This is a genomic window from Neglectibacter sp. CSJ-5 (assembly GCF_032490475.1).
Classification (GTDB): domain Bacteria; phylum Bacillota; class Clostridia; order Oscillospirales; family Acutalibacteraceae; genus Hominenteromicrobium; species Hominenteromicrobium mulieris.
The window spans coordinates 50,194-68,549 of sequence record NZ_JAVYJC010000008.1; the positions used below are offsets into that span (position 1 = coordinate 50,194).

Here is an 18,356-nt window from a genome sequence, read left to right on the forward strand (position 1 = left end):
TTATCCTTGTCCTTTCTGGTTTGATAATTGATCTATTAGATAACCTTGCTCGGCGATCCGTCCCTCCTGCATGATGATAATCCGATTCGCAATACGCATTGCATCCTTTCTGCTATGCGTAATGAAAATGCAGGAGCTGTCGGATAGCTTCACAAAGTTCTCTACTAAAGTAAGTACGGCGTCTGCCGAAATCAGGTCAAGCCCGCTGGTTACTTCATCCATGATTAAGTAATCAGGTTCCACGGCAATCGCCCGAAGCAAAGAGAGCCGCCTCTGTTCGCCGCCCGAAAGCTGACGGACAGGCGTTTCCAAAAGCCCATAATCCATGTGTACGGCATCCATCAAATCTAAAATATGTTTTTTTCTTTCGGCTCTTTTCTTATCAGTTAAGTTCACCAGTGCTTCTTCTACATTTGCGTATGCAGACCTGGCAGGATTTAAAGTGCCGGAAGAATCCTGAAAAACAGCCTGTATTTTTTTACGGTGCCGTTTCCATGTTCGATAATTCCAACAGGTTATATCTTCACCATCCAGTAATATTTTGCCAGAAGTTGGTTTCTCAATGCCGATCAGAAGTCTTGCCAGCGTGCTTTTTCCCGATCCGCTTTCTCCCTCAATAGCAAGACTTTCACCTTTACAAAGGTGGAGGTTGATGTCCGAAAGCGCATTAAAATCTCCCTGGTTCACATTATGATATACCTGATTTACATTCTGGATTACAATTTCTCCCATTTCCATTCACCCCGACTTTCCCTATGGCTCAACGCGGAAAATTGTTTCATCCAGTCTGTCTGCGGACTTGACAAGAGTTTATCCATCGTTCCATGCTCAATAATTTTTCCGGCTCCCAGAACATAAACGTTCTGACATAAGTTTTTAAGTGCGGCCACATCATGGGATACAAATAATATGCCTTTGTCCTTCATTTGCTCCTGCATGATGAGAAGCAATAAATCCCTGTTTTCTTCATCCAATGCAGCGGTTGGTTCATCGGCTAAAACATAATCCGGCGACATTCCCAATAAGATTGCCGCAGCTACTCGTTGTAGCATTCCGCCTGATAGTTCAGACGGATACGCACCCAAAATCCGATCCGTGTCTTTTAGATTTACGGAAACCAGTTTCTCTTTCGCCAGGTCAGTTGCTTCACTTGTATTCAAATGCAAACGATTGACAAAGGTTTCCCGCATCTGATAACCGATTTTTAATCGGCTGTCAAAAGCCGTCATGGGGTTCTGGGGGATAAATCCAAGCTTCTTCCCACAAAGCTCACGATGTGACTTGCGGGAAAGATGTGATAAATCTATATCGTCCAACAAAATTTTCCCGGCATCAATATGACAGCTTGTGTGAAGCATCCCCAAAATGCTCCGCAGCAAAGTTGTTTTTCCAGAGCCGCTTTTACCTGTAAGTCCAATCACATGGCCTGCAGGAATTTCCATAGATATGTCTTTCAGAAGGTAGCGGCCTGACCGTTCCTTGACATCTAACTGTTCAATTTTTAACATCACTCTGCCTCCTTCGTTGTCAACTGCCTGCCAATGACGTTAAAGCAGAGTGTCGATAAAATTACCGCCCCTATTGGATAGAGAATCATGGTCGGGTGAAGAACCAAAGCACCCCTTGCGTCTAAAATCATACTTCCCCAATCTACTACATTATCACCAAGCCCTAATCCAATAAAGGAAAATCCGGTAATAGCCAGAATCATATCCGCACAGGAAAGGCACAGAAAGCGAATCATTTCGGCAATCAAATTCGGGAAAATATGAATCAGCATGATTCTGAGCTTTGAAGCGCCGGAAGCGATTGCACACATGACATAGGCTTTTCCCATTTCCATGTCGGTACGGGTACGAACCAGTTTTATGTATCTCAAAATGTAAGACACAGTGAGCGCGACAAGAGTAGTTTTCGCTCCGCTGCCCCAGGCTCCAATAAACACAATTAAATACGCAATCGGGGGGATGGCTGTAACAGCGTTAATCAGGCCATCAATAAGTGCATTTTCTTTCATAACGGCCCGGCTTGTCACCATTCCGATAACAGTGCCAAGCAGAAAAACAATAAGAGAGCCTCCTAATACAATCCCCAGCGTTGTCCAGCCACCATAAAGAATCCGTGACAGAATGCAGCGCCCTAAAGCATCCGTACCAAACGGATATTCTGCGCTGGGATCAGCATATCTCTCCAACAAGTTTGATTTCATTGGATCGTTGGGTGCAAATAAAAATCCGGCAAAAAAGAAAATAATCACAAGGGTTGGAATGAAAATCGCACACCATTTCCGAAAACGCTTCGTTTTCATTTACGCCACCCCCTTTTTACGCCCGATTGCCCACTGCACCAAGTCAGCGGCAATGTTGCAAAGAGCAATCGCCAGCGCCAGAAAAAACACCTCGGCGTGTATCATGGGAGTATCGCGATCAAGCACATGGTTTACAATCAGATAACCAAATCCCGGAATTGAAAAAATGGATTCAATCACCGTTGCGTTAGCCAGTGCCAAACCAATGCTTTGTAAAAAGTTTGGAACTAAACCCATCGCTGCCCGCGGAAAAAAATGGCACAGCAAAAGCCTTTTTTCCGAAAGCCCACGGCAACGGGCATAAAATGCGTAATCCTCGTTGCTTTCATGCTCCAGAGCATCCATCAGAAGCGGCGTATAGAAAGAAGCCCCGAATACGCCAATGCAGATTGCCGGAGATATGTAGCTGAGTAGGGTTGTATTTCCTGCCACAGAAATTAAGGACTTTTGAACAGCAAAATAATCCAGATAAACGGTTGCCAAATAGAAAGAGGGTATGGACACACCCAAAATGCACAAAAGCCTGACTGCCTTTTTCGGAAGTTTCCAGGGAAGTAAAAAGGCAATACAACTAACGATTACAATGAAAACAACCTGAAAGATAGATGCCAGAGCTACAATTCCAAGCGTTTTCGGAAAGGCTGTGGCAATATCCGTCCAAACATCATGTCCATTTGCCAAAGAAACGCCTAAATCAAAATGCAGTAAGTCCCATACCCAACGGCCATACTGGACAAGCAATGGTTTATCAAACCCCAACTGAATCCGAATCTTTTCAATCTGTTCCGCTGTGGGGTTTCCGATCATCCTCTTTGCATAAGCTGTGGCTGGATCAACGGATGACAGTCTCATCAGCAAGAAAGACAGTAGAGTTACAAACAATAAAGTAAATATCAGCTCAACCAGTTTCCGTAGGATATATTTTCTCATATCCCGTTTCATAATACCGACTCCTTCGCGGGTTAGAACAGTCTAACCTCTATTCAAAAAAAAGAGCGTCTGCACGACGCTCTTAAATCATCTGCTAGTACAGATGATAGTATATTGTATCTGGTATTTTGCCGCCACTCTAAAAAGACCAAACATCCTCTATTTGGACAACTTTTTTCGGAACTCGGAAGGCAGTTCTCCAAATTCCTTTTTGAATACTTCGGAAAATTTACTTGGATTATCGTATCCCATTTTAGCCGCAATTTCTGTTATGCTGTCAGAAGTATCCCGAAGCAAGATCGTGGCAGCCTGCATACGATAGGATTTCATATAAGCATAAATAGAACACCCATAAACGCCCTTGAAGCAAACCTTCATTGAGGTAAGAGGAATTTCAAATTTTTCTGATAACTCCTGCAAAGTATAATGGTTGCGAAGATCAGCTGTCATATATTCCTGCATTTTCTTTATTGTTTGTACTTGATTTCTTGCAAAATATCTTCGTTCTTCCTGGTAATCCTGAAGCGAAACCTGATTCAGAAACATCAGCAATTCCAACACTTTCACTTTTAAATAGTAAGCGATCATCCGAGGCTCCACCCGATAAAGTTCCGAAAAAATATGTTCAATTTCGCTTTGAGTTCTTAATACAATGCAGGTATCATTCTTGCAAAACTTATCTGCAATCGAAAAGACATCTATATTCAGACCTCCAATCACACTTTCTATCCGCTTCATAGTTTGATCTGCCGTAGGCAGATCAATGGTAATAGAAATGCCGTGATAATGCGACAACGGAAAGTAAGTTGATGTAGTTTCGTTTGTCAGGCGGTTAATTGCAAGATCGCCAGCACCGACATACTGATAATCTCCATTAGCAAATTCGCATTCAAAACGTCCCTCCCGGCAATGATTGATTTCAAGTACATCAGAGTGCGGAAGCTTGTTTTGATTCTGTCCATCGCTCATGTGAAAATCATTATAGAATAATTCAATACCCGGAAGAATTTCATAGCGAGTGATAACACCCTCTCCAGTTACATTTTTCATTCTGTAAATGGAGCAGCCATCTTCGCTGACAATTTTTTGAATTTCCGGGTCAAAAAAGTCTGTAAATTGCTGTTCGCTCATTTGTATTTCCTCCTGGGGTTAGCATAGGCAAACCACGGTTAGTATAGCATCTTTTCATGGCCGCAGTCCATAGATATTTTTTGAATTTTGAAGTATGCGTGTTGATTCTCGATTCTTACGCATTTGGACACACAGGATTATTGTCCTCTTACCGCATTCAATATCATTCTCGTTTGGCAACGAACTAAAAGCTGAAATCTGCAATTCATCCTCATAGTTCAATTAGTAGCCGGAAACGCCATAATCATGGAGCAACCATGTTATCAAAAAAGAATCAGCATAATCAGTCCTGTTCTCAAGCACAATAAGGTTATTCCTTTGTGCAAATCGGAACGATAAAATATATTTGAGGTGAACGATTATGCCGATTGATGATTTAACTGCTTTAGGGCAAAAAATGCGGGAAGCCCGAAAGAATAAAGAACTGACACAACAGGAACTTTCCGATCTAAGCCATGTTTCTGTAAAGCAAATTGCCAATATCGAAAAAGGGAAAATGAACCCGTCCTATTTGATTTTGAGAGCATTGGCAAAGGTCCTGCACATCTCTTTAGATACGCTTATAAATCCAGATGTTTCTCTGGAGGATGAGGGTGTCAATCAGATGAAAATGCTTTATTCCAGCTGTCCGCCAGAAATGCGTGACACCCTGTTACATCACACACAGGAAACGGTGAAAGAACTGACAGAGTTGTCCGAGAAATTTGAAACGAATTGAGCCAGTGAGTGAAATTTAACGATTCTCTCACTGGTTCTTTTCATTTTCGGAGAAAAGAGGCAAGCAATGCCTGTGTTAATACACACAGGCCCGCAGAGAAGAAAATCCCTCCGTGATTTTCCTCTCCGCTTGCTTGTTGAGGGCAGCGCCCCCAAGCCCCTTTGAACACAGAATTTCATTCTGTGGCTACGCGTTCTGCGAACGCTTTTGACCAGGACCAGCTTACCGCTGGCCGTGGTCTTTTTCTTTTTCAACATCCTGTTCTACCTCCATTTTCAGGACCCGATCCACATTGGCCTTTGCCGTTAAAAGCTCTCGCATTTCTTCACGGGAACGCCGGTACTCGGCATAGGTCTTTTTCTTTTCTTCCAGCAATTTCGCATACTCTGTCTGCAACTCTTTGACCTTGGGCAGCTTCTTGACGCCCATCTCATCAAAGGCATTCTTAGCAGCCTGGTGGAGCAGAATTTCTTTCTCATGTTCTTCCCTGAATTTCTTAGAGTAACCCGCCTTGCGGTATGCCACATAGACCTCACGGGTCTTGGCATAATTTACGATGTGAGTACGCAGAACAGCGATCTCTGCCATGCGCTTTTCAGCCGCTTTGATCTGCGCCGAAAGCTCATTGTGATGTGCCGTGGCAGCCGCAGCCTTTTCTTCCAAAACCGCATACTCCAGCAGGTTGTGCTCTGACAGGTAATTCATGGTCTGCGCCATCTGCTTGAGGTTGAACACCTTAGCCCATCGAGCATAGCCAGCGCCTTTTCCAGCCTGCAATTTTGCCTGAATGTCCACCAGCAGATTGACCTTCGGCGGCTCTGCCTGTGTGACTGTTTTCTTTCGCGGGGTATGTGCTTTCTTCCCTAAGAGAACTGCCCGCAAATCTTCCAATCCATATCCTTCGCCCAGACTGTCCATGCGGGCGGCTTTCTCCCAACCAGAGAGTTTCAGTCGATACGATTTTCCGCACTTTGAGACTTCACAACCATACTCTTGCAACAGCTTCAGCAGTTCTTCAAAGTCAGCAGGACTTTGTGATAATGCGTTGTCAATCGCCACACGCAGCAGCTCTCGATGAGAGGGCTTTGCCTGATCTCCCAGCCACTTGTTATAGCTTTTTCCGTGAGGTTTCGGATTCTCTACAATGGACAGTCCGTTTTCAATGCAGATTGTATCACTTAACCGGCGAACCGCCTTGGTGCTGCCCCAAAAGTTTCGGAATTTCCGGTCATATTCTAAGCTGACCGATGACCAGATAATGTGATTATGAATGTGCGACTTGTCTATGTGAGTGCAGACCACAAAGGCATGATTGCCTTTAGTAAAACGCTTTGCAAATTCTACGCCCAGCCGGTTTGCTTCTTCCGGGGTAATCTCACCAGGGCGGAAGGACTGGCGCACATGATAGGCGATCACATCATCTGCGCCGCGCACCCGTCCGGTAGCGGCAATGTACTGCCGCTTTGCCAGAAGGAACTCCGCATCCGCAGTCCGGCTGTCACACGCATAACCGGTAATAAGTTTGCCGTTATCTGTTTTCTGTGGATTTGCTACATAGTCGATGATGTCACTGATTGCCCGACTTTCTGTGCGCCCCTTGCCAACATGAAGCGGCATGATTCTTGTAGTTGCCATAATAGAAGGCCCTCCTCTCATAAATATTTTTGTTTTAGCTGAACTCTCTGCTTCTATCGTTGCAATAACTTTCTCCGCTGGGTATAATAAAAAAGAACATTCTACAACCTCAAAGGAGGGATTTCTATGATAGAACAGCTCATTGCTGAAGCAACAGAATGTGATTTCAAAGTTGCTCTCGAAACAAAAAAGCCAAAAAGCTGGTTAAAAAGTGTCAGTGCCTTTTCCAATGGAATCGGCGGCACTCTGTTTTTCGGAGTCTCTGATGACCGGGAGCCTATCGGCTTGTCCGATGTTCAAAAGGATGCCGAAGCGATCAGCCGCTTAATCAAAGAACGTATCACACCATTACCACAGTTTATCTTAAAGCCATTGCAGGAAGATGGTAAAAATCTGTTGGCTCTGGATGTTTCTCCTGGCCGCAGCACCCCATATTATTACAAGGCAGACGGCGTGATGGAAGCATATATCCGTGTTGGAAATGAAAGCGTAATTGCCCCTGATTACATTGTGAATGAACTGATCTTAAAGGGAACCAATCAGTCCTTTGATACCCTAACAACAGACGCGGTAAAAAAGGATTACAGCTTTACACTTCTGGAAGCAACCTATCTGGAACGGACCGGTCTCCGCTTTGAGCCATCCGATTATGTTTCCTTTGGTTTGACTGATAAAAATGGACTCCTGACCAATGCCGGAAAACTCATGACCGATCAGCACACGGTTTATAACTCCCGTATGTTCTGTACCCGGTGGAATGGCTTGGAAAAAGGCTCTATCTTTGATGATGCGCTGGACGATAAAGAATACGAGGGAAATTTGATTTATTTACTGAACAGCGGCAGTGAATTTATTCGCAATAATTCCAAAGTCCGTTTTGTCAAAAAGGCACAGTATCGTGTAGACAAGCCGGATTATGCTGAACGAGCTGTGACAGAGGCTCTTGTTAATGCGCTTATCCATCGTGATTATATTGTGCTTGGCAGCGAAATCCATATTGATATGTTTGATGATCGGGTGGAAATCACATCTCCGGGCGGTATGTTTGGTGGCGGCTCAATTCAGGAATACGATATTTACAGTATCCGTTCCATGCGACGAAACCCTGTGATTGCTGACCTGTTCCACCGCATGAAGTACATGGAACGCCGTGGAAGTGGCCTACGCAAAATCGTCAGTGAAACTGAAAAGCTGCCTGGATACACAGCGGCATATAAGCCTGAATTTTCCTCAACAGCAACAGATTTCAGAGTTATTTTGAAAAATGTGAATTACCATCTTAGTCAGAAAGACTTAGTCAGTGACCAAGATTGTGACCAAGTTAGTGATCAAGATAAATCACAGGACATCCTACACGCAGTCTTGGATTTTTGTATAACAGAAAAAAGCAAACAAGAAATTTGCTCGTTTATTGGTTATCGAAATCTCACTTATTTTACAAGAAAATATTTGAATCCTCTACTGGCAAGTGGCCAGCTTAAAATGACTATTCCAGATAAGCCAAACAGTCGAAAACAAAAATATATTACAGTTCGTTCCGAATAAACAGAGAAGCAGGGCATTGGGTCTCATCTCCCATTGTCCTGCTACTTTTCATTCTAAATTATATTCACATCATTTACCCATACACCCAATCCTGGATTGCAAATTTCAAACTCTGTACCTTGCCCAGCAGCCAGATCGCAGCCAGCGGCAATCCCATCGGGCTAATCAAAAAAGCTATAACCAGCAAAATCACACCATTCTGCGGGGAATAGGTAATAAGCACAGCCACGCCAAGCAGAGCAATTACCGTGCTGAGCAGACCAAGCACCAGACCGGATATGTAGATCAGCCCCATGCAGAGCCAGACAAAAAGCGTCAACACCAAAATGACCGGTGCAGTTACGATCATCAGCAAGCATTTCAAAATCTTCATTCCAGTTCTCCCCTCCAACGCTCCAGATACCGTTTGCACAGGGCATCCGCTTCTCTCTCATCATCTTCCGTCAACTCCCGTCTGCCTTTGGTCAGTTCAATCTCCACATAAGTCCGGTAATCATCAGCTAAGAGATTGAACAGTTCCTTGGGAGTATGGCACACCTCGCCAGAGCAATAGTGAAAGTCCTGGTCAAATTCCACCCTTACACATCCGTGACGGCTGATATAAACTTCGATGGTCTCGTCTGCGGCCAGGTAGTCCGCAAAAATCTCCAGCACCTTTTCAAAGGTCAGCATCTGTTTTCACTCCTTTGCTACGCTTCTTATTCTACTCATATTATCCGGTACGGACAGACAAAAGACAAGGATACCGCCAAAAAGAAAAAGCGGAGGAAGGTGCGGCGAAGAAACGCCGTTCCTCCCTCCGCAAATGGAGTATCTATCCCTGTTATGAAAGTTTGGAGAGTTGGGTAAGGATTTCCTTCACACCCTCCCACAGTTGTTCCTGCCGCTGGGATATATCCTCCAAGTCAGCATCATAAATCCGCCCGGTCTCATGCACTTTGCGGGTCAGCTGATTCAAGTTGTTGCTGCTTCGGCGCATCAGGGAAACCAACTCCTTCAGCTCCGGCAGATCCAGTTTGACCACATACCCATCCAGTGCCATTTTCCGCAGATAAGCGCTCAAATTCTCTGTCCCGTATTGCTGCATCTTTTGCTGAATCAACTCCATTTCATCAGCGGATACCCAAAACAGAACCGGCACATCCCGCTTGCGCTTGGGGCTGCTCATCGCTCCGGCTCCTGTTTCTTCGGGGCGGCAGGCTTATGGGCAGGCGGTTCCTGTTTGAGCTTTTGCAGGACAGAACTTTTCTGCTGTTCCTGCATGGTTTTTCTGGCCTGCCTGGTAAACAGATCGGTCAGACCGGGATTGACCTCATCCACAACCAGATAGGCGCAGTGGCGGGAAGCGCCGCTGTCCTCCGGCATGGGAATGGTTTTTGCCCAGGCTTTATTGTCCTGAGAGATACGCCCGTCATGGTTCTTGTGCTGGATGGTGTTTGCAAGAATGAACTGTACCCGTTCCACCCCGAACTTTTCCAGCACATCTTTGACCGCCGCCTCCGTATCCAGCCGGTTCTCTGCATAGTGGGCGCTGATGGTCTGCTCAATGGCTTCTTTGCAGGCGCTGTTCGCCTGATATGAGAGGTTGTACTGTGCCATTTCCCCATGCTCGGACGCATAGGCAGCAGAATATGGATAGACCGGTGTTGTTCGCAGTTCCTCTTTGGCTCTGCACACATCGTCGGCACGGCTTTCAATGCTGTCCCGGATCACACCCATATAGCCGGTCTCCAGCTTTTCAAAATAGCGGTACACATCCGTCAATGGAGAGGGAGATTCCAAAAGTGCCTGAGCCTGGGTGTCGGTCAACTCCAGTTCCTCCATTGCCATCACGATGTCCTCGCGGATGGTGTACTCATAGGCATGGTTTAAGACTTCTTCCGGGGGCTGGCTTTTCAGCCATTCCCGGAACTTGTCCTGTTCGGCAGCCATCTTTTCATAAAGGGCTGTATTCAGATCGTTAGTATTCATGTTATCGCACCTCCTCATGCTGTTTTGGTTTCTTGTCTGTACTGTGGGGTTGCACCGGGCGTTTTAGGTTATCCAGCACCGAAGGCCGTGTGCTTTTGGCAACAACAGCCTCGGCGTGTGCCTGTCCCTTTCCGTCGATGTTGAGCAGGGTATCCAGCTCCACCAGACGAGCGTTTTTGCTTCGCAGTTCTTCTTCATAAAGGAATGGCTTTCCGACTTCCTCCTTTGCCGCAGCCTGCTGCTGATAGAGGTTATCCAGCTGGGCCTTTGCCGCCTCCAGACGCTGGGGCATCTGGGCGAGGGCATTGTCGATACGGGTAAGGTTTCCGCGAGGGTCTGTACCAAGGGTTGCCCGGTGGGTCATCTGGCCTTTCAACAGGAGCGTATATTCCTGTTTCCATGCGGAAAATTCCACGGACATGGCATAACCCCGGTAGCTGCCAATCTGCACCGGATCAGAGGTTTTAACCTCCTTGCAGGCATCCAAAAGGGCTGCACCGGCGTTCTCCTTATCGGTCAGCAGGTCTCCACGAATCTCCATACCGGCAAAGCCGTCCTCCGGGTGCGGGTGAGCTGCCAAAACCTCCAGATCAGATTCAAAGCCCTTGATAAAACCTTTGTGCTTTTCAATCTCCTCCGGGAAGTATTTGAGCAGCTGGTCCTCCAGACGATATTGCTTGCTCTGGTGGTCGGCTTTCATCAGCTTCAGGCGGGATACCTCCACATCCAAATCCATACGCTCCTTGATACGGGGGTCTCCGGCACACAAAGCCTTGATCTCAGCAAAGGAAAGCGCCGTTTCATCCACATCATCGCAGGAGCGCACCGGCGATTTAGAAGTCATGATCTGGGAAATGAATTTCTGCTTATTCTCCACCGTCTGCCAAAGGTATGCGTCAAAGGTTCCTTCGGTCACATAGCGGTACACATGAACAAGGGGGTTCTGGTTGCCCTGACGCTCGATACGCCCCTTGCGCTGGGCGAGGTCTCCGGGTCTCCACGGACAATCCAGATCATGAAGTGCCACCAGACGGTCCTGCACATTGGTGCCTGCGCCCATCTTGGCGGTGCTGCCCAAAAGGACACGAACCTGACCGGTACGGACTTTAGAGAACAGCTCCTTTTTCCGCACTTCGGTATTGGCTTCATGGATAAAAGCGATCTGGTCGGCAGGCATCCCCTGGGCAATGAGTTTCTGACGAATATCGTCATATACCGTAAAGGTCGGTTCCTGTTCTGGCAGAGGCACAGCGCCTTCCAATGCGTGAAGCAGTGGATTATCCAGCGTTTTCGCCGCCTTGCTTGCAGGAGCTTTGGCCTGTGGTGTAGAAATGTCGCAGAACACCAGCTGGGTCAGCTTGTCAGCTTTGCCGTCCCGCCAGATCTGCATGATGTTGTCCACGCACTGATTGACCTTTGTGCCAGGTTCATCCGGCAGCATCTGGTTGACGATTCTCTGGTCAAGCCCCAGCTTGCGGCCATCCGAGGTAATCTTGAGCATATTGTCCTGAGACGGGTCAACGGTTCCGCTGTGTACCAGCGATGCACGCTCCGAAAGAGCTTTGACCATTTCCTGCTGATGTTCGGTGGGCTGCGCCACAACATTGTGGTATTCCACCTCCGGGGTAGGCAGATTCAGTTGGTCGGCGGTCTTGATGTCCGCCACTTCTTTGAACAGGTTCATCAGCTCTGGGAGGTTGAAAAACTTGCTGAATCTTGTTCTTGCCCGGTAGCCAGTTCCCTCCGGTGCCAGCTCCAATGCTGTGACGGTCTCCCCAAATCGGGAAGCCCAGCAGTCGAAGTGGGTCATGTTCAGTTCTTGCAGGCGTTCATACTGAAGATAACGCTGCATGGTGTAAAGCTCGGTCATGGAGTTGCTGACCGGGGTGCCGGTGGCAAAAATCACGCCACGGTTTCCGGTGATCTCATCCATATAGCGGCACTTGGCAAACATATCGGAGGATTTCTGCGCGTCCGATGTGGAAAGACCAGCCACATTCCGCATCTTGGTGTATAAAAACAGGTTTTTATAGTTATGGGCCTCATCTACGAACAACCGGTCTACACCCAGCTGCTCAAAAGTCACCACATCGTCTTTTCGCCCCTCGGCTTGCAGCTTTTCCAGTCTGGCTTCCAGAGACTTTCTGGTACGCTCCAGCTGCTTGACGGTAAAACGCTCGCCGCCACTGGCCTGCACCTCTGCGATGCCCTCGGTGATCTCGTCGATCTGCTCATAGAGAAGCCTTTCCTGGCGCTCCCGGCTGATGGGGATACGCTCAAACTGGCTATGTCCCATGATGATGGCGTCATAGTCACCGGTCGCAATACGGGCGCAGAACTTCTTGCGGTTATGGGTCTCAAAGTCCTTTTTGGTTGTGACTAAGATGTTGGCAGAAGGATAGAGGCGCAGAAACTCCGATGCCCACTGCTCAGTCAGGTGGTTGGGAACCACAAAGAGAGATTTCTGGCACAAGCCCAGGCGTTTGGCTTCCATCGCAGCGGCCACCATCTCAAAGGTTTTGCCCGCGCCTACTTCATGTGCCAGCAGGGTATTTCCGCCATACAGCACATGGGCGATGGCACTTTTCTGGTGTTCCCGCAGGGTAATGGCCGGGTTCATGCCGCCAAAAGTGATATGGCTGCCATCATACTCGCGGGGACGGGTAGAGTTCATTTCTTCGTTATACTGGCGCACCAAAATCTGGCGGCGCTCCGGGTCTCTCCAGATCCAGTCCCTAAAGGCTTCCCGGATAGCCTGCTGTTTTTGGGCAGCCAGAGTGGTCTCCTTGGCGTTTAGTACGCGGCGCTCTTTTCCGTCTGCGTCCTCTATGGTGTCATAGATACGGACATCCCGCAGGTTCAGGCTGTCCTCCAAAATCTTATAAGCATTGGCACGGCTGGTTCCATAGGTAGTGTAAGCTGCCACATCGTTGTAGGATACAGAAGATTTCCCCTTGATCTGCCATTCAGCAGTAAAGGAGGAATAGTTGACCTCAATGCTGCGCTGGAGATAAAACGGGGTGTTGAAGGTCTCGTACATAAACTGCTGGATATATTCCTTGTCAATCCAGGTAGCGCCCAGACGCACCTCGATCTCCGACGCATCCAGGTCTTTGGGCTGGGCGGCGGTAAGAGCTTCCACATTGACTGCAAAAGAAGGGTCCTGCTGTGCCGCCCTCTGTGCCTGACGCAGTTTGCGGCGTACATTGCCGGAAAGGTATTCATCAGCAGTCACATAATGGGGCGATCCGTCCTGTTCCAGCTGTCCCGGTACACGGAAGATCACACCTTGCAGTTCTCCCGCCAGTTCTTCTTTTGTTTTTCCGGTAAGCTGGCTCATATAGCCCATATCTACGCAGGCTTTTTCCGAGATGGACACCGCCAGTGCTTCGCTTGCCGTATCCACAGTAGCCACTGCCTGATGGGGCTTGATGGTCCGTTTGGTGAACATATCCGCCTTGCGCTCCAGCTTTCCGTCCTCGTCGATAACTTCCAGCGCACAGAGCAGGTAATAGGAAGAATCATCTGCATAGGCCAGCCGGTTTGCACGGTCGTTGATGAGACCGTATTTGGCAGAAAAGCTGTCATAAAGCCGGTTCAGTTCCGCCTGTTTTTGGGTAATGGTGCTGTCTGGAACCGCTGCATCCATCTGAAGGTCGATCAGTTCCTGCACACAATCACGCAGTCCCACAAGACCTTTCACGCGGGCTTCGGCGGTGGCGTTGAGGTCAGGGCGCACCATGCGGCTGTTTTCCCGGTAGTACACCTGCCCGTCTACAATGGCATAGGAATAGTTCTTCACATTTGGGTCGGCAGGAATGGAGGTGTCAATGGCTTCGCCCTCGCCCAGCTCCGGCAGCTCTGCCTCCTGATAAGTGCCATGAATGTACTTCACAGCATCATGCAGCTGGTCGGAAAGCTCCAGTCCCTCGATAGGGTTCACGGTGTAATCCATACCATGAGCAGTGCTTACCGGCTCCTGTCTGCCCAGCACCATTTCTGGGTGGTCGATAAAATACCGGTTGATGGCAAACCCATCCTCCGTTTGTCCGATCTGGGTCCATTCCGGCACGATGTCCAGCGGGCGGTCCCGCTTTTGGAGGAAGATGATGTCCGATACCACCTCGGCACCGGCATTCTTTTTGAACGCGTCATTCGGCAGACGGATCGCTCCCAGCAGCTCAGCACGCTGGGCAAGATAGCGGCACACGGTGGAATCCTTGGCGTCCATGGTATAGCGGGAGGTCACAAAAGCTACCACACCGCCGGGGCGCACCTGATCCAGTGCTTTGGCGAAAAAGTAGTTGTGAATACTAAAGTTTAACTTGTTGTAAGTTTTGTCGTTGACCTGATACTGACCGAACGGCACATTGCCGATGGCAAGGTCAAAGAAGTCCCGCCTGTCAGTGGTCTCAAAGCCGCCTACTGTGATGTCCGCCTTGGGATAGAGCTGCTTTGCGATGCGCCCGGAAATCGGGTCCAGCTCCACACCGTATAGACGGCTGTTTCTCATTTCCTCCGGCAGCATACCGAAGAAGTTGCCCACACCCATAGATGGCTCCAAAATATTTCCGGTCTCAAAGCCCATGCGCCCCACCGCTTCATAGATTGCCTGGATAACCGTAGGGCTGGTGTAATGGGCATTGAGGGTAGAGCTTCTGGCGGCGGCATATTCCTCCGGGGTCAGCAACTCTTTCAGCTGGGCATACTCTAAAGCCCATGCCAGTTTTTCCGGGTCAAAGGCATCTGAAAGACCGCCCCAGCCCACATAACGGGAAAGAATCTCCTGTTGTTCGGGGCTTGCCTGCTGTCCGGCAGCTTCCAGCTCTTTCAGCAAACGAATGGCATTAACATTTGCCTGGAACTTGGTTTTTGGACCGCCTTCGCCCAAATGCTCATCGGTAATGCGGAAGTTCTGTGCATTGCGGCGCAGGTTAGCCTTGTATTCCTCATAGGAGGCTTCCTCGGCAGCTTTGGCATTGGGGAAGGTCTGCCACTGGCCGTTGACCTGAATGGAAACCGGGTGTTCATCCAGCACTTCCTCAAAGGTTTTCTCCGGCTCTGTTACAGGGGCTGGCGGCTCCGGCTCCTCAATATGCAACCGTTCCACCACCACATCATAAGGTAGATGGTTCTTATCGCCCGGATAGACGGCCATGGTCTCGGAATGGAAGGTCGGGGATTCGGTAGCCGGTTGGGGCTGTTCCTGTCCAAAGCCGTCCTGCTGACGGGCATACATCCCGCGCAGCAAAGGCGCAACCTCATCCCAGCGGAAATACAGCACAGCCAGACGCTTTTCCTCTGCGTCCAGGACTTCCAGCTCCATGCCCTGTGCCGTGGTACGGTAATCGGCAATATCGCCGGTCTCCAGATTCAGGGTCTCAATCTCATGAGGGTAGGCTCTGCTCAGCCAGTAGGCGATCTCACTGTTGCTCCTGCCAGATTGCAGTAGCGTGGAAAGCTGCTGTTTATCCGCTTCATCCATCAGTCCATGGGCCAATACATCCCGCAGGTCTTGATCTGCCTTGTCCGGGTCAATGGGAAGAAACTCGGTATAGTAAGCATTGCGGCGGTCTGCCCGAAGCAGCTGCTCGAACTGTTCTTTGCGCTCTGCCCGATAGATGGGATATACCATGCCGGTAGGCAGAAGCTGCACGGTGTCATCCCGTAGCTCGGTGATCTGATAGGCGTCATCCTCGATATACACGGTATCGCCCACGGCATAAACCGGGGCGGCAGGATCATAGGAGGTTCTTTGCGGAGTCGGGCGGCGAACTGCATCATATTCCTCATCGGAAATGGAAACCTCGGAAGTCTGTTCTGTCTCGGCAGCTGCGATCTGCTCGGCATCCGACATCACCTGTTGGATAAACGGGTCATTGTCCAGTTTTTCCGGATCTGCCACCTGTCCGTTGACGATCCCTCTTTCCTCCAGGGCTTCCCGGATGGCGATAGGGTCGATATTGTCAAAACGATCCTGTTCTTCTTCGGTATAGAACCGGTCCTCCTGAATCAGCTGGGCAAGCCTGCGCTGTACCTTCGGCCAGGGCAGCTGTGTTTCCTCCGGGCTTCCGGCACGGACAACGAACGGGCTGTTGCTGCCACCGTATTCCTGAGCCAGCCATGCAGCGGTATCCTTCTCTCTTGCATGGTCTTTCATATAGCGGACGACAGCGTGTTTACTCTCGATATTGCCGTTCCATGCACAAAGGGCAGTATCAATATCTTCCTGAGAAAGAGGGCGCAGAAGCTCATGGAGCTTTGGATAGGTTTCGTCGATCACTTCCCGGTGCAGGCGCTGGCGGAACTCCGGCACATCCGAATAAAGGCGGATCAGCTCCATATCCTTAGAGCCAAGAACCGCACGGCGCACAGCGGCATTGCCCTCGATGACAGCATTTTCACGGTCGGAATGACCGCAGGCATTGCGATATGCGGTATCCTCGTAAATGGCGGCAGTCACCACAGGCTTATACTGCTCAAACTGCTCCCCAAGGGTAGGCTTTGGTGTTCCTTTCTCCATCTCCGGCTGCTGGGCTTGAATAGCATCTTCTTCGGCCAGTTCCTGTTCAGACTGGATCTTGTCATACTGTGCCTGTTCCTGTTCGGTAAGATAGCGACCTTTCTGGACAAGTGAGGTAATGCGCTTGGAAACCTTTTCCCAGTTCAAGTGAACATCCGGGCAGTCCTGCTTTTTATAGTGCAGTCCTTTCCCATCGTGATCTTCGCCGCTGTGTGTTGCGCCGGACAGGGCATGAGAGCGTCCGCCAATGCCATACTCGTCTTTAAGGAATCTCACTTTTTCCTTATCCGTATGGTTTTCCATGAAGAACGCATAGATACGGCCTTTTCCTCCGGCGAAACTGCTTCCGCCGGTCATGGCGGCGTCGATCTCATCCTCGGTAATAAAGTGCTGGACGGTTGGCACTTGGGAAAGCTCTGAAGAAAAGGTCCTGCGTGGCAGGTCAAGGTCCTTCAGGTTCTCCCAGATCTCCCTCGGTCTATGATAGTGAAAACGCAACAGGTCACGGTCCTGCTGATAGGCAGTCCAGAAGGCAGCGTATTCTTCCTTGAGGGTCTGGCGGAAAGCCGGTTCACTCAGCTGCTCCGTCAGACGGCGGGTCTCCTCTGGGAATCCATTGCCTTTGATCTCTGACAGGCAGGACAAATATCCGGCTTTTCTGGCGTCCTCACTGAGATCGTGATACAGATGCCAGAGCTTTTCCGAGAGGAGGGATCGTTCATAGCCTGCCGCTTCTGCAAGCTCCACATTGGAGGCAAACTGACCACTTTCCAAAAGCTCCCCGATACGCTCTGCGGCGCGCTCCCAGGAAATGACCTGGGCAGACCTGTCATAACGGACAGACTTCCCGTGGGAAAGATGGATACCATCCTCGGCATACCATGCACTCACACTGCCAAGGCCGTTGCCACCGTGGTACAGCGTTTTCAGTATCTCGGCAATCTCAGCGGTGGTTTTCTGCTTTTCAAAGGCTGCAACCACACGCTCCCTCTGACGGTCTGTATTGCCTCCCAAACGCAGCACATGGTCAATGTCATTTTGGGCAAAAGAAAAAGCAGAGGATGTATGTGCTACATTCTCTGCTTCATCTATGGATTGGATCTGTTCCGCTTCGGAGAGGAACAGGTTTAGAGTCAGCTGTTGATAAGCTCCGCCATCAGAATCTCCTCGGCCTGAGCTTTGCAGGTGTTCATCAGCCCCACCCACTTCATGGGATCGCTGGCTTTCAGTTCCTCGGTGGCTCCCGCTTCCTTCGCCAGCTGGGGCATCATCTGCTCCAGTCTGCTCTGGGCGGTCTCGTCGATCTCCAGAAGGTGCGGGTACAGCTTCTCGCTCAGCAACATCTGGTTGTAGAGGATGGGACGATGTTCCTTCAGGTAGGTTTTCCTCATCCTGCCGTACTTGCCCAGGGGTTTCTCCGGCTGCTGGCTCAGCTTCAGGTCGGGAATCAGATAGTCTCCGTTCTGGATATAGGTCATGGGATTGTTCATCTTGTTTGCTCCTTTCTTGGTTGGCTTCGCGCTCTGCATTTCGGACGGTGACGCCGATCTGCCGCAGCACCTGCTGGTTGATCTGGCTGACCGCTGTTCCTAACG

At 49.3% G+C, this 18,356-nt stretch carries 14 protein-coding genes; 2 read left to right on the top strand and 12 right to left on the bottom strand.

The window, feature by feature from the left end; all coding sequences use genetic code 11:
• From R2K26_RS13650 to R2K26_RS13670, 5 genes are all read right to left on the bottom strand, one after another.
• Positions 1–738 (bottom strand): ATP-binding cassette domain-containing protein, encoded by a 738-nt coding sequence (locus R2K26_RS13650; protein ID WP_118760974.1) that lies wholly within the window; start codon positions 736–738, stop codon positions 1–3.
• The gene (locus tag R2K26_RS13655) at positions 717–1,508 is read right to left on the bottom strand and encodes an ATP-binding cassette domain-containing protein (RefSeq protein WP_005344247.1); all 792 of its coding nucleotides are present in this window, start codon (positions 1,506–1,508) and stop codon (positions 717–719) included. Before R2K26_RS13655 ends, R2K26_RS13650 begins: the two co-directional genes overlap by 22 nt.
• Positions 1,508–2,308: an ABC transporter permease gene (locus R2K26_RS13660; protein WP_097772885.1), complete on the bottom strand. Its 801-nt coding sequence runs from the start codon at positions 2,306–2,308 to the stop codon at positions 1,508–1,510. The genes R2K26_RS13655 and R2K26_RS13660 overlap by 1 nt, the downstream gene beginning before the upstream one ends.
• The gene (locus R2K26_RS13665; RefSeq protein WP_005344243.1) at positions 2,309–3,250 is read right to left on the bottom strand and encodes an ABC transporter permease; all 942 of its coding nucleotides are present in this window, start codon (positions 3,248–3,250) and stop codon (positions 2,309–2,311) included.
• A gap of 147 nt (positions 3,251–3,397) precedes the next feature.
• Positions 3,398–4,369, bottom strand: a complete 972-nt coding sequence (locus tag R2K26_RS13670; protein WP_044921512.1) for an AraC family transcriptional regulator — start codon at positions 4,367–4,369, stop codon at positions 3,398–3,400.
• Positions 4,370–4,730: 361 nt separating this feature from the next.
• On the opposite strand from R2K26_RS13670, the gene R2K26_RS13675 reads away from it, so the two are divergent.
• Entirely contained in the window at positions 4,731–5,087 is a 357-nt protein-coding gene (locus tag R2K26_RS13675) for a helix-turn-helix domain-containing protein (RefSeq protein WP_005337966.1), read from the top strand.
• Positions 5,088–5,309: 222 nt separating this feature from the next.
• Here R2K26_RS13675 and R2K26_RS13680 read toward each other — a convergent pair whose 3' ends face one another.
• A complete protein-coding gene (locus R2K26_RS13680) occupies positions 5,310–6,722 on the bottom strand; it encodes a relaxase/mobilization nuclease domain-containing protein (protein WP_316522749.1) in 1,413 nt (470 codons plus the stop codon).
• 126 nt (positions 6,723–6,848) lie between these two features.
• Between R2K26_RS13680 and R2K26_RS13685 the strand changes: the two genes are divergently transcribed.
• Positions 6,849–8,267 carry an ATP-binding protein gene (locus R2K26_RS13685; protein WP_247213076.1) on the top strand — a complete coding sequence of 473 codons (1,419 nt, stop codon included), beginning with the start codon at positions 6,849–6,851 and terminating at the stop codon, positions 8,265–8,267.
• Positions 8,268–8,340: 73 nt separating this feature from the next.
• Here the strand turns inward: R2K26_RS13685 and R2K26_RS13690 are convergent, their stop codons facing one another.
• The 6 genes from R2K26_RS13690 to R2K26_RS13715 form a co-directional block, all read right to left on the bottom strand.
• Positions 8,341–8,640, bottom strand: a complete 300-nt coding sequence (locus tag R2K26_RS13690; protein ID WP_024739077.1) for a CD1845 family protein — start codon at positions 8,638–8,640, stop codon at positions 8,341–8,343.
• Positions 8,637–8,939, bottom strand: coding sequence for a hypothetical protein (locus tag R2K26_RS13695; RefSeq protein ID WP_215655036.1), 303 nt, complete (start codon positions 8,937–8,939; stop codon positions 8,637–8,639). The genes R2K26_RS13690 and R2K26_RS13695 overlap by 4 nt, the downstream gene beginning before the upstream one ends.
• A gap of 151 nt (positions 8,940–9,090) precedes the next feature.
• Positions 9,091–9,435: a plasmid mobilization protein gene (locus R2K26_RS13700; protein ID WP_215655035.1), complete on the bottom strand. Its 345-nt coding sequence runs from the start codon at positions 9,433–9,435 to the stop codon at positions 9,091–9,093.
• Positions 9,432–10,238, bottom strand: a complete 807-nt coding sequence (locus tag R2K26_RS13705; protein ID WP_316522769.1) for a DUF3849 domain-containing protein — start codon at positions 10,236–10,238, stop codon at positions 9,432–9,434. Before R2K26_RS13705 ends, R2K26_RS13700 begins: the two co-directional genes overlap by 4 nt.
• A gap of 1 nt (position 10,239) precedes the next feature.
• Complete coding sequence (locus R2K26_RS13710) at positions 10,240–17,775, bottom strand: SNF2-related protein (protein ID WP_316522989.1); 7,536 nt, start codon at positions 17,773–17,775, stop codon at positions 10,240–10,242.
• A gap of 119 nt (positions 17,776–17,894) precedes the next feature.
• Entirely contained in the window at positions 17,895–18,251 is a 357-nt protein-coding gene (locus R2K26_RS13715) for a TnpV protein (RefSeq protein ID WP_081016879.1), read from the bottom strand.
• Between the last annotated feature and the right edge of the window lie 105 nt (positions 18,252–18,356).

What these genes read in the sequence shown, in the direction of transcription:
- R2K26_RS13705 (WP_316522769.1), bottom strand. Translation starts at nt 10,238, where the DNA reads ATGAATACTAACGATCTGAATACAGCCCTTTATGAAAAGATGGCTGCC.
- R2K26_RS13665 (WP_005344243.1), bottom strand. Translation starts at nt 3,250, where the DNA reads ATGAAACGGGATATGAGAAAATATATCCTACGGAAACTGGTTGAGCTG.
- R2K26_RS13675 (WP_005337966.1), top strand. Translation starts at nt 4,731, where the DNA reads ATGCCGATTGATGATTTAACTGCTTTAGGGCAAAAAATGCGGGAAGCC.
- R2K26_RS13700 (WP_215655035.1), bottom strand. Translation starts at nt 9,435, where the DNA reads ATGAGCAGCCCCAAGCGCAAGCGGGATGTGCCGGTTCTGTTTTGGGTA.
- R2K26_RS13695 (WP_215655036.1), bottom strand. Translation starts at nt 8,939, where the DNA reads ATGCTGACCTTTGAAAAGGTGCTGGAGATTTTTGCGGACTACCTGGCC.
- R2K26_RS13670 (WP_044921512.1), bottom strand. Translation starts at nt 4,369, where the DNA reads ATGAGCGAACAGCAATTTACAGACTTTTTTGACCCGGAAATTCAAAAA.
- R2K26_RS13655 (WP_005344247.1), bottom strand. Translation starts at nt 1,508, where the DNA reads ATGTTAAAAATTGAACAGTTAGATGTCAAGGAACGGTCAGGCCGCTAC.
- R2K26_RS13690 (WP_024739077.1), bottom strand. Translation starts at nt 8,640, where the DNA reads ATGAAGATTTTGAAATGCTTGCTGATGATCGTAACTGCACCGGTCATT.
- R2K26_RS13685 (WP_247213076.1), top strand. Translation starts at nt 6,849, where the DNA reads ATGATAGAACAGCTCATTGCTGAAGCAACAGAATGTGATTTCAAAGTT.
- R2K26_RS13650 (WP_118760974.1), bottom strand. Translation starts at nt 738, where the DNA reads ATGGAAATGGGAGAAATTGTAATCCAGAATGTAAATCAGGTATATCAT.
- R2K26_RS13660 (WP_097772885.1), bottom strand. Translation starts at nt 2,308, where the DNA reads ATGAAAACGAAGCGTTTTCGGAAATGGTGTGCGATTTTCATTCCAACC.
- R2K26_RS13715 (WP_081016879.1), bottom strand. Translation starts at nt 18,251, where the DNA reads ATGAACAATCCCATGACCTATATCCAGAACGGAGACTATCTGATTCCC.
- R2K26_RS13680 (WP_316522749.1), bottom strand. Translation starts at nt 6,722, where the DNA reads ATGGCAACTACAAGAATCATGCCGCTTCATGTTGGCAAGGGGCGCACA.